Annotated in this window: 9 protein-coding genes; 1 reads left to right on the forward strand and 8 read right to left on the reverse strand. The window is 59.0% G+C overall.

The features are described 5' to 3' along the window. Position 1: 1 nt before the first annotated feature. From ACTF5F_RS09035 to ACTF5F_RS09070, 8 genes are all read right to left on the reverse strand, one after another. Positions 2 to 916, reverse strand: coding sequence for an ABC transporter permease (locus ACTF5F_RS09035; protein WP_438956541.1), 915 nt, complete (start codon positions 914 to 916; stop codon positions 2 to 4). Beyond that, positions 907 to 1,224 (reverse strand): hypothetical protein, encoded by a 318-nt coding sequence (locus tag ACTF5F_RS09040; RefSeq protein WP_438956542.1) that lies wholly within the window; start codon positions 1,222 to 1,224, stop codon positions 907 to 909. Before ACTF5F_RS09040 ends, ACTF5F_RS09035 begins: the two co-directional genes overlap by 10 nt. After that, the gene (locus ACTF5F_RS09045; protein ID WP_438956543.1) at positions 1,221 to 2,303 is read right to left on the reverse strand and encodes an ABC transporter permease; all 1,083 of its coding nucleotides are present in this window, start codon (positions 2,301 to 2,303) and stop codon (positions 1,221 to 1,223) included. Before ACTF5F_RS09045 ends, ACTF5F_RS09040 begins: the two co-directional genes overlap by 4 nt. After that, the gene (locus ACTF5F_RS09050) at positions 2,296 to 3,813 is read right to left on the reverse strand and encodes an ABC transporter ATP-binding protein (RefSeq protein WP_438956544.1); all 1,518 of its coding nucleotides are present in this window, start codon (positions 3,811 to 3,813) and stop codon (positions 2,296 to 2,298) included. Before ACTF5F_RS09050 ends, ACTF5F_RS09045 begins: the two co-directional genes overlap by 8 nt. Next, complete coding sequence (xdhC, locus tag ACTF5F_RS09055) at positions 3,788 to 4,702, reverse strand: xanthine dehydrogenase accessory protein XdhC (RefSeq protein WP_438956545.1); 915 nt, start codon at positions 4,700 to 4,702, stop codon at positions 3,788 to 3,790. Before xdhC ends, ACTF5F_RS09050 begins: the two co-directional genes overlap by 26 nt. Continuing rightward, positions 4,699 to 6,993 carry a xanthine dehydrogenase molybdopterin binding subunit gene (gene xdhB, locus ACTF5F_RS09060; protein ID WP_438956546.1) on the reverse strand — a complete coding sequence of 765 codons (2,295 nt, stop codon included), beginning with the start codon at positions 6,991 to 6,993 and terminating at the stop codon, positions 4,699 to 4,701. The genes xdhC and xdhB overlap by 4 nt, the downstream gene beginning before the upstream one ends. Next, positions 6,990 to 8,348: a xanthine dehydrogenase small subunit gene (gene xdhA / locus ACTF5F_RS09065; RefSeq protein WP_438956547.1), complete on the reverse strand. Its 1,359-nt coding sequence runs from the start codon at positions 8,346 to 8,348 to the stop codon at positions 6,990 to 6,992. Before xdhA ends, xdhB begins: the two co-directional genes overlap by 4 nt. A 138-nt stretch (positions 8,349 to 8,486) precedes the next feature. Beyond that, positions 8,487 to 8,762, reverse strand: coding sequence for an ArsR/SmtB family transcription factor (locus ACTF5F_RS09070; protein ID WP_438956548.1), 276 nt, complete (start codon positions 8,760 to 8,762; stop codon positions 8,487 to 8,489). A 114-nt stretch (positions 8,763 to 8,876) separates the two neighbouring features. Here ACTF5F_RS09070 and dnaE point away from each other — a divergent pair. Further along, positions 8,877 to 11,890, forward strand: a 3,014-nt coding sequence (gene dnaE / locus ACTF5F_RS09075) for a DNA polymerase III subunit alpha (RefSeq protein ID WP_438956549.1), incomplete at its 3' end; no start/stop codon positions are given.

Here is an 11,890-nt window from a genome sequence, read left to right on the forward strand (position 1 = left end):
CTCAACGTGAGGCGTGAAAGATTCGTCCCAGTGACCCGGGCGCGCGTCCCGCAGACATAATAACCAGAACGACGATAGTTGCCAGATATGGCGACATGGACAGGTATTCGATCGGGATGGCGACGCCAGCCGCTTGCAAGTTCAGTTGAAGAACAGTCACCCCGCCGAACAAATAGGCACCCAGTAAAAGCCGCCCCGGTTTCCAACTAGCAAAAACAACGATGGCAAGGGCGATCCAACCGGCACCAGCGGTCATCCCTTCGGTCCATTGCGGCACGCGGACAAGGCTAAGGTAGGCCCCACCCAAGCCCGCGCAAGCGCCACCAAACATGATGGCCGCCATGCGAACGCGGACAACCTTGTAACCCAAAGCGTGCGCCGCGTCGTGGTTTTCGCCCACTGCACGGAGGACGAGGCCAAGACGCGAATATTTGAGGAAGACCCAGACACCAAAGCAGATCAGAAGGCCCACGTAGACCATCGGATCATGCTGGAACAGGATCTCTCCAATGATGGGGATGTCCCCAAGGATAGGGATGTACCAATCTGGAAACTCCGGCCCTTTGATGCCCACGTAGCCTTGGCCAATCAGAGAAGAAACCCCAAGCCCAAAGAGTGTTAGCGCAAGGCCGGTCGCCACATGGTTGGACAAGAGATACTGCGTCAGGATGCCAAAAAGGACGGAAAGCAGCGCGCCGCCCACAGCTGCACCCAGAAACCCCAGCCAAGGGGAGCCCGTGTTCACCGCCACGACAAATCCGCAGACCGCGCCTGTGATCATCATCCCTTCAACGCCGAGGTTCAACACGCCCGCGCGTTCCACAACAAGCTCGCCAATCGCGGCCAGTAGGATCGGTGTTGCCGCGACCATGAGCGAGGCGAGCAGGAGGACAGGGTTGATCGCGCTCAGGTCCATGAGACGGCTCCCGAATGAACCAAACTGTGCACCACGGCGAAAGTGGACGCGGCACCTGCGAGCATATTGGCAAAGTGTTGTCTCGAAGGTCGGTGGACTTTGGACAGCAATGATCTGACCTTCGGGCTCATCCGCGCCCCAAAGACCGCTTTGGCAATCAAGACGAGGGCAACAGCCAAATGCGCAAGGGCAAAGAGGATGAGTGAAACGGATAGGTCCCCTCCTGTCATCAGGGGACCGTGCAGCATTGGCAGCATCATCGCGAACATCACTGCGCCCATTGCATAGGGTTTTGCGTGAAAGGTCATACTGCGGCCCCCTGTCCGATGCGGATGCGGAAGTTGGTGAGAACGTCGACGGCGAGCAGGAAGAAGAGCAACATGCCTTGCAGCATTTGGATCGCCGCCGCAGGCAGGCCGAGGTTCGATTGGGCGATTTCGCCACCGATGTAGGTCAGCGCCATCAGGCCGCCGGCAAGCAGGATGCCGATGGGGTTCAAGCGGCCGAGGAAGGCCACGATGATCGCTGTGAAGCCGTACCCGACGTTGAAGTCGATGCTGATTTGACCAGAGGGGCCGGTGACTTCGAAAAGGCCCGCGAGCCCCGCCAATCCGCCCGAAATGCCCATGCAAATCAGGATCAGACGTCCGGGCATGATGCCCGCAAACCGCGCCGCGCGGGGGCTTTGGCCGGAGAGTTTGACTTGGAACCCAAACAAATGACGGGTCAGCGTCACATAGGCAAAGATCACAGCGATGAAGGCCGCGACCACGCCCCAGTGCATTCCAGATCCGGCGATGAGCTCTAGGTTGGCGGAGGATGACCACTGCGCGAGGTTTCGCGAGCCGGGAAAGCCCATGCCGTCAGGGTTCCGCAACGCCCCCAATGCCATCGAGGCCAAGAGCTGTTCAGCAACATAGACCAGCATGAGCGACACGAGAATTTCGTTTGTTCCGAACCGCACGCGCAGTATGGCGGGGATCAGCGCCCATAGGCATCCGCCAATCGCGCCAGCAATGACCATCAGCGGAAAGATCAGCCGTGTTTCCGCTGGGTAGAGCGCAAGGCCCACAGCCGCACCGCAGATCGCACCAAGGATATATTGACCCTCCGCCCCGATGTTCCACACCCCTGCGCGAAAACCGAAGGAGAGACCGATCGCGATTAACACGAGCGGGGCGCCTTTCACCAACAGTTGTGGGCGGTAGTACCATGCAAATTCTGAGAACAGCGGGTCGAGGAAGATGGTGCGGATCACCTCCAACGGGTTTTTCCCGAGCGCGGCAAAGAGGATACCGCCGAAGAGCATGGTCAGCGCGACCGCGAGCAGCGGCGTTGCAAAGACCCATGCTCGGGACGGTTGCGGGCGTTTTTCGAGCCTAAGCATGGGACGCCTCCATATCGTGGGCACCGCCGAGCATGAGGCCAATCTCCTCAACCGTTAAACCTTTGGCCGGACGCGGGGCAGAGAGTTTGCCCGCGTTTAGCGCAGCAAAGCGGTCGGAGATTTCCATAAGTTCATCAAGGTCTTGGCTTATGCAGATGACGGCCGCGCCTTTGGCCGCGAGGTCGAGCAAGGCTTGCCGGATGGCCGCGGCTGCGGCGGCATCAACGCCCCAAGTGGGTTGATTGACGACGAACACCTCAGGCTCTTGCAGGATTTCCCGCCCGATCACGAATTTCTGCAAATTACCGCCCGACAGGGATCGTGCCGCGTTCTCTGGCCCCGGCGTGCGGACGTCAAATCCTTTGATCACATCTTCCGCAAACCTTTTGGCATCGGGCCAGTTGAGGAAGCCGCGGCGGGAGAGCGATTTGCGGGTAAGCCCAGTCATCAGTGCGTTTTCGGTCAGGCTCAAGTCCGGTGCCGCCGCGTGGCCCATCCGCTCTTCCGGAGCGGCCAAAAGGCCAAGCGCGCGGCGGTCATTTGGTGAGAGGTGCCCCACCGCCTTGCCTTTGAAGTGGATCATGTCAGGTGCGGTGCGGGTTTCGCCGGACAGTGCGGCGACGAGTTCATCCTGCCCGTTGCCCGCAACCCCGCCGACGCCAAGGATTTCACCGGCAACGACGGACAGGTTGAGGTCTTTCAGCGCCGTGCCAAACTGATGCGGGGCGGGAGCGCTGAGGCCCTTGAGTTCCAGCAAGGTATCGCCACCTTCAGCGGCGGTCTTTTCAGGTACCTGAAGGCTGCTGCCCACCATCATCTCCGCCATATCGCGGGCGGAGGTTTGGCGCGGATCACAGCTGCCGACGACCTTGCCCAGCCGCAGGATTGTTGCGGTTTCGCAAAGGGCGCGGATCTCTTCCAGTTTGTGAGAGATATAGAGGATGGCTGTCCCCTCGGCCGCGAGTTTGCGCAGGGTCTGGAACAGGATGTCCACCTCCTGCGGGGTCAAAACGCTGGTGGGTTCGTCCATGATGAGAAGCTTAGGATCTTGCAGCAGGCAGCGAATAATCTCCACCCGTTGGCGTTCCCCTGCTGACAGATCGCCTACGATCCGGTCGGGATCGAGGGGGAGGCCGTATTTCTCCGACACCTCCCGCACGCGGGCTGCGACTTGTCGTTGTGGCGGCGGGTTCTCCATCCCGAGCGCTATGTTCTCGGCGACGTTGAGCGCATCGAAGAGGGAGAAGTGCTGGAACACCATCGCAACACCAGCCGCGCGGGCTGCGCGAGGCTCTGGCGGGGCAAAGGGTGCGCCGCCCAATTCCATCGTTCCGCTGTCTGGCTTCACCAGCCCGTAGACCGTTTTCACAAGCGTTGACTTTCCAGCGCCGTTTTCCCCCAGCAAAGCGTGGATTTCGCCCGATTGAATATCGAAGGAAACGTCGCTGTTTGCGACGACGCCTGGATAGGCTTTGGTCAGCCCGTCAAGCTTGAGCAGCGTGTTGGTCATCTTGGTCGTGTTGCCCCGTCGTCATCCCCTGAACCAGCATCCCCATTGCGACGCCAATTGCAATCTCTTGTGGGTGTTTTCCCAAGCTCGGATCACCGATCGGACAGGTGATCTTCGCGATTTCGGTCATGCTGTGGCCAAGCTGGGTCAGGCGGCGCTGAAATTTTACCCATTTCGTTTCTGATCCAATGAGACCGATTGAGCCTGCCGGTTGCGAAATAAGCGTGTGGCACAGCGCCAGGTCGAGCTCGTGCGAATAGGTCAGAATCAGATGTTCTGCCTCTGGCGGCGCGTGGCGGGCGGCGGTGGCAGGATCGGTTGCGACCAGGCAATCGACGCCATCAGGCACTCGCGTTGGAAACCGGTCCTGAGCCGTATCGACCCAGACCAATTCGAGGTCAGGGAGGGGGGCGAGCGTGTTGACCAGCGCACGCCCGACGTGTCCGGCGCCATAAATCCAGATGTTGCGCTTTGGCTGCGAGATGGGCTCTATCAGCCAGCCGTTCTTGAACACCAAATCACCGGTGGGCTCGGGGCAGGGGCCTTGACTGGGTCCGACACGGCGGGCGACGGGGCCGTCCTTGGGTAAGGTGTTGGCGTCATACGTCTCCGTCACCAATGTCACCGACCCACCGCAGCATTGGCCGACGCCGGGGCCGAGGGGGATAGTTTCAAGCAAGTGCTTGCCTATGCTCAATTTTCTGGCACGTTTGACCGCTTCAAACTCAAGTGCGCCACCGCCGATCGTCCCTGATTGGCCACCCTGCCAGACAAACATGGCGGTGCCCGCCTCGCGCGGGGCGGAGCCTGCTGTTTTGACCACAACGACCCGCGCGACGGTGCCGTGCTGCGCGACGGCGTTCTGGAGGCTGATGAGGTCGAAACTCATGACCGCGCCCGTCCTATGGCGGCCAAGACCTCCTCCGCCGTGGCGGGGGCTTGCAGATCGGGGTAGTTCGGTCCGCAGGCAGCGACCGCGTTTGAGAGCGCGAGGAACGCTGAGATGCCAAGCATGAAGGGTGGCTCCCCAACCGCCTTTGATTTGTAGATTGTCTGTTCGGGGTTCGGTTCGTCCCAAAGGGCGACGTTGAACACCTGAGGCCGGTCAGAGGCGGCAGGAATTTTGTAGGTGGACGGGGCGTGGGTGCGCAGGTTGCCCTTGCCGTCCCACACCAATTCCTCCGTCGTGAGCCAGCCTGCGCCTTGCACATAGCCCCCTTCGATCTGGCCGATGTCGATGGCTGGATTGAGCGACGCGCCCGCATCGTGAAGGATATCCGTTCTCAGGATGCGGTTTTCGCCGGTCAGCGTGTCGATCACCACCTCGGTGATGGCCGCTCCATGGGCGAAGTAGAAGAATGGCCGCCCCTCGCCCTTGATCCGATCCCATGCAAGGTCTGGGGTTTTGTAGAACCCAGTGGAGGAGAGGCTGACACGGTTCACATAGGCGATTTGAGCCGCTTCAGCGAAAGTGACGGACTGCGATGGTGCGGTGACGTTCCCGTCTTTGAACTGCACGTCGGACGCTGAGACGCCCCACGCCTTCGCAACGGCCTCCGCTATCCGATCCCTGATCGTGTCGCAGGCCGCAGCGACCGCCATACCGTTGAGGTCAGAGCCGGAGGAGGCCGCGGTGGCCGACGTGTTGGGGACTTTGTCGGTGTCAGTCGCCGTGATCTTCACCGCGTCGATACTGACACCAAAGCGTGAGGCGGCGACTTGCGCGACCTTTTGGAACAGACCTTGCCCCATCTCCGTCCCGCCGTGGTTCAGATGGATGGAGCCGTCTTGGTAGACATGGACCAGCGCGCCAGCTTGGTTGAGGTGCGTTAAGGTAAACGAAATGCCGAATTTGACCGGCGAAAACGCGATTCCACGTTTCAAATAGTCATGTGTGGCGTTCCAGTCCGCGACGGCTTGCTTGCGCTTTCCATAGTTGGCGGAGGTCAGAAGCCGATCTGTGATTCCATCGAGAATGAAATCTGTGACCTCCATCCCATACGGTGTGGTCGTGCCGCGCGACGGGTCGGTTTTGCCCATCGGTGCGTAGTAATTGACCTTGCGCACCGCTACGGGATCAAGCCCCAGCTCATGCGCAATTGCGTCCATCACACGTTCAATGCCAAGCACCCCCTGCGGGCCGCCAAAGCCGCGAAATGCGGTCGCACTTTGAGTGTTTGTTTTCAGCCGGTGGGAGGTGATTTTGACCGCTGGAAGGAAGTACGCGTTGTCGGCGTGGAGCATGGCCCGGTCCGCGACGGGCAGCGATAAATCCATCGCCCAACCGCAGCGGGTCCAATGGGTGAATTCGATGCCCTGCACCTGTCCTGCGTCATCGAATGCGACGTCGTAAGCGATCCGAAAATCGTGACGCTTGCCGGTGATGATCATGTCATCGTCGCGGTCATAGCGCATCTTGCAGGGGCGTTGCGTGCGGTGGGCGGCGAGGGCGCAAGCGACGGCCAGGGCGTTGCCTTGGCTTTCCTTGCCGCCAAACCCGCCACCCATGCGGCGCACCTCACACCGAACGGCGTGCATGGGGATGCCGAGGGCGTGGGCCACCTTGTGCTGAATCTCTGTTGGGTGCTGGGTGGAAGAATGCACCACCATATCACCGCCTTCTTGCGGCAGGGCGAGGGCGGCCTGACCTTCGAGGTAGAAATGCTCCTGCCCGCCCATATCGATGGTACCGCTCAGGCGATGTTTGGCGGATTTCATCGCTTTCGGAAGATCGCCGCGCGACCAGATGCGCGGACCTTCTTCAAACCGGCTGTCAGCTTCCAGAGCGTCCTCAATCGTGAGGATGGCGGGGAGCGGATCAATCTCAACCTCCGCCAATTGCGCGGCTTTGCGTGCGGCGAAGTGGGAGGTGGCAACAACGAGGAAGATCGGTTGGCCGACGTAATGAACGGTGCCTTCGGCAAGCAACGGTTCATCATGCGCGGACGGGGAGACGTCATTCTCAAACGGCAAGTCATCAGCGGTGAGAACGTCGACGACGCCTCCAGCCGCGTGGACCTTGGACAGATCAACGCTTTTGATGGTCCCATGCGCGACGTCGGACAGGCCAAAGACCAAATGCAGGGTGCCCTGCGGCGTTGGGATGTCATCGACATACCGCGCAGCACCTGTGACGTGCAGTTTCGCCGCGTCATGGGGGAGGGGTTTGGCAACGCTCATGCGCGCACCTCCAAAACAGACACAGCCTCACCACTTTGTTCGGCAAAATAGCGGAGCAGCATGTTTTGCGCGACCTGCAAGCGGTAGTCAGCGGAAGCGCGCATGTCAGAGAGTGGCGTGAAATCGTCGTTGAAGGCTTTGACCGCTGTCTCAATCGTTTCAGCGGTCCAAGGTTCACCAATAAGCGCCTGTTCAACTTGCGCCGCCCGCTTCGGGATGCCCGCCATGCCGCCAAAAGCGATACGTGCATCGGTGATTTTTCCGTCTGACACGGTGGTGTTGAACGCGCCGCAAACGGCGGAAATGTCTTGGTCAAAGCGCTTGCTGAGTTTGTAGCAGCGCAAGTTGGCCGCGCCGAGCGGTACATGGATGGCTGTCACCAACTCACCCGCTTGGCGGTCTTGTTTGCCGTAGTCGATAAAGAATTTTTCGACGGGAATTGTGCGGGTGTCCTTGCCGCGCCGCAGGGTCATTGTCGCGCCGAGGGCGATCAAGGCGGGTGGGTTGTCGCCAATGGGGGAGCCATTCGCGACGTTGCCGCCAATCGTCGCAGCGTTGCGCACTTGGGTGGAGCCATAACGGCGGATCAGTTCGGCATAGCTCGGGTAATCGTCGCGCAGTTCTTCCAGCACGTCGGTCATCGTGACCGCCGCGCCAAAGGTGATTTGGTCTGACGCGCGCTCGATCTTTTTAAGGTCCGCGCATTTGTGGAGGAACGCGATGCTTTCCAATTCGCGCAGTTGTTTTGTGACCCAAAGGCCAACGTCAGTGGCCCCAGCGATGAGCGTGGCGTCTGGGTTATCAACGTACCAATCGGCCAAATCGTCTAGGTCCGTTGGTGAAAACGGCGCTGCGCTTGCGGCTTTCGGTGGCGTGTCGTCCATCCATGTTGGAGCAGGCTCGTCAGCAGCGGCCTCCGCCGCACGAATAATGGGCGCATAGCCCGTGCAGCGGCAAAGGTTGCCTGCAAGCTGATCGTTGTGGTCTTTCGCGCCGTTCTGATGCGCGACCGCCATCGTGACAACAAAGCCCGGTGTGCAGAACCCACATTGAGAGCCTTGATGATCTACCATCGCGGACTGGACGGGGTGCAGTTCCCCAGACGGTCCGCTGATCCCTTCGACCGTGCGCACGGCCTTTCCATGGAGTTGCGGCATGAACAGGATGCAGGCGTTCAAGGCCCGCACGCCCTTCTCATCCGTCACCATCACGGTGCAGGCACCACAGTCGCCTTCGTTGCAGCCTTCTTTCGTTCCGCAAAGCCCCGCGTCCTCCCGCAACCAATCCAACAGCGTACGGGTGGGGTCGGTCTGAACCTCCACAGTCTCTCCATTCAGAAGAAACGAAACGGTCATTGTGTAAGCCTGCCGCCTTACCAATTTGTTCGGGGCGCTGCTTCGTGTCGATGCGGCGTAGACACGAGGCCCTTTTGTTCAATGAAACCAAGGGGAGGTGAGTTTGGCAAGAAAATTGTTGGCCTGCGCTGATCAGACTTAGCTTGGTCGATCATCCCGCAACGTCGTCTGCCACTCCAGCCAGCCTTGCAGTTCGTGAATGGGGCCCATCGCGATTTGACAGGTGCGCACGCGGCCACGTTTGACGGAGCGGATCAAACCGGCATCTTCCAAGACTTTCAGGTGTCTTAGGAATGTTGGCATCGCCATATCATGCGGTGTGTGGAGCGCGCTGACACTGGCCTGACCTGTCATCAATCGTTCGACCACAGCACGCCGCGTCGGATCGGACAAGGCCGCCAAAATCTTCGACAAAGAATCGCTCATTTGTTTTGTTTCAATGGCTTACTGGGTGACATGAATATACCTAGCGAATTAACTAACAAATCTGATCTTTCGGAGCACTAAACTGCATCATAAGGTCAGCGCATGTCTGATCCCCGATTCATCCATCTCCGCGTACATACTGAGTATTCACTGCTCGAGGGCGCGGTTCCAGTGAAGAAACTCGCAGGGCTGTGCGCAGGCGCAGATATGCCTGCCGTCGCCCTGACGGATAGTAACAATATGTTCGCCGCCTTGGAGTTTTCGGAATACGCCTCTGGCGCTGGTGTTCAGCCGATTATCGGGTGTCAAGTGGATGTGACGTTCCTAGTTGCGGAGCCTGGGAAACGTGCTCCGGACCCTGCGCCAATCGTTCTTTTGGCGCAGAATGAGACGGGCTACATGAACCTGATGAAGCTCAATTCCTGCGCCTATTTGGACGCAGATGGGCAGTTGCCGCAGGTCACTGTTGAGGAATTGGCGGCGCATCATGAGGGGCTGATTTGTCTCAGTGGTGGCCCTGACGGTCCAGTCGGGCGGTTGTTGCAACAGGGGCAGCGTCCCAAGGCGGAAGACTTTGTGAACCGTCTGGCCACGATTTACCCCGACCGGCTTTATATCGAATTGCAGCGTCACCCCGGTGAAGGCGGTCAGCCGGAAGCGGAGCGGCTGTCGGAACGGGGCACCATCGAGATTGCCTACGCCAAGAACTTGCCCTTGGTCGCGACGAACGATGTCTATTTTCCGAAGACCGACCTTTATGAAGCGCATGACGCACTGATCTGCATTGCGGAAGGTGCCTATGTCGACCAACAGGAAGAGCGGCGCAGGCTGACGGCGCAACACTATTTCAAATCGCAGCAAGAGATGGTGACGCTCTTCGCCGATCTACCGGAAGCGATTGAGAACACGGTCGAGATTGCCAAGCGCTGCGCATTCAAAGCCTACAAACGCGATCCGATCCTGCCCAAGTTTGCGGATGATGAGGTGGCGGAACTGCGACGTCAGGCAGAGGAAGGTTTGAAGTATCGTTTGTCGATGATCGACCCAGCCGCGCCGATTGAGGAATACGAGAAGCGGCTGGAGTTCGAGCTTGGCATTATCGAAGGCATGGGGTTCCCGGGCTACTTCCTGATTGTTGCCGACTTCATCAAATGGGCGAAAGACCATGATATTCCGGTCGGGCCCGGCCGGGGGTCTGGTGCGGGGTCACTGGTCGCCTATGCATTGCTCATCACCGACCTTGATCCGCTGCGCTATTCACTGCTGTTCGAACGGTTCTTGAACCCAGAACGGGTCTCGATGCCGGACTTTGATATCGACTTTTGCATGGACCGCCGCGAAGAGGTGATCCGCTACGTGCAGGAGAAATACGGACGCGACAAAGTGGGCCAGATCATCACCTTTGGTGCGCTTTTGTCCAAGGCTGCCGTGCGCGATGTGGGGCGTGTTTTGCAGATGCCCTACGGACAGGTGGACCGACTGTCGAAGATGATCCCTGTTGAAGGGGTGAAGCCCGTTAGCATTGAAAAAGCACTCGCTGATGAGCCGCGCTTGCGGGAGGCGGCGAAGGCAGAAGAAGTTGTTGACCGTTTACTCACCTATGCGCATCAGGTTGAAGGTTTGCTCAGAAACGCCTCCACCCACGCGGCGGGTGTTGTGATTGGGGACAGGCCATTGGATGAGCTGGTCCCGCTTTATCAAGACCCGCGCTCCGACATGCCAGCGACGCAGTTCAACATGAAATGGGTGGAGCAGGCGGGGTTGGTGAAGTTCGATTTCTTGGGCTTGAAAACGCTGACAGTGATCCAGAACGCGGTTGATCTCATCCTGAAGTCTGGCCGTGATCTGCACGTCACCGCCGAGGGAGAGCAGTTGTTCCAACCGCCTAAGGGCGCGGTCAACGACATTGGGGCCATCCCGCTCGATGACGAGAAATCCTACGCGCTTTATTCCGCTGCCAAGACCATCGCGGTATTTCAGGTGGAAAGCTCCGGCATGATGGACGCGCTGAAGCGGATGAAGCCAACGTGTATCGAGGACATCGTTGCGCTGGTGGCGCTTTACCGGCCCGGCCCAATGGAAAATATCCCGACCTATTGTGAGGTGAAAAACGGGCAGCGGGAGTTGGAATCGATCCACCCGTCCATCGATTACATCCTTGAAGAAACCCAAGGCATCATCGTTTATCAGGAACAGGTGATGCAGATCGCTCAGGTTATGGCAGGGTACTCCCTTGGTGGAGCTGACCTGCTGCGCCGCGCGATGGGTAAGAAGATCAAAGAGGCGATGGATGCGGAACGTCCGAAGTTTGAAGAAGGCGCCAAGAAGAACGGGGTGGATGCCAAAAAGGCGCGTGAAGTCTTTGACCTTTTGGAGAAGTTTGCCAACTACGGCTTCAACAAATCCCACGCGGCCGCCTATGCCGTTGTAAGCTATCAAACCGCTTGGCTGAAGGCGAACCACCCTGTTGAGTTCATGGCGGGCGTAATGAATTGCGATTTGCATCTGACGGATAAGCTGGGCGTTTACTTCCAAGAAGTGGAGAAGGGGCTGGGCCTCGACTACATCCCGCCCTGCATCAATCGGTCTGAGGCGACGTTCGATGTCCGCGATGGAAAGCTGGTTTATGCGCTTGGCGCGTTGAAAAATGTCGGCGTCGAAGCGATGAAGCTGATTGCGGAGGCGCGCGGTGATAAGGAATTCGTTAACCTTTTCGACTTCGCCCGCCGTGTTGATCTGCGGCGTGTTGGCAAGCGTCCGTTGGAGATGTTGGCGCGGGCAGGGGCGTTTGACATCCTCGACCCAAACCGCCGCCGCGTGATGATGTCGCTTGATGCGCTGTCAGCTTATTCGGCTGCGATCTTCGATCAGAAAGCCTCCAACCAAGTTTCGCTATTTGGGGAGGCGGGTGATGATCTGCCGGAACCGCGCCTGACGAGGGGCGAGGATTGGTTGCCTGCGGAACGCTTGGCAGAGGAATTCAAAGCGATCGGCTTCTACCTCTCCGGCCATCCGCTTGATGATTATATGGTGTCTTTGAAGCGCAAGCAGGTTCTCACCCTGGATGATGTCACCGCCAAGGCTGAACGCGGTGCGTGTATCGTTAAGATGGCAGG

Source organism: Cognatiyoonia sp. (assembly GCF_965661665.1).
Lineage (GTDB): Bacteria > Pseudomonadota > Alphaproteobacteria > Rhodobacterales > Rhodobacteraceae > Cognatiyoonia.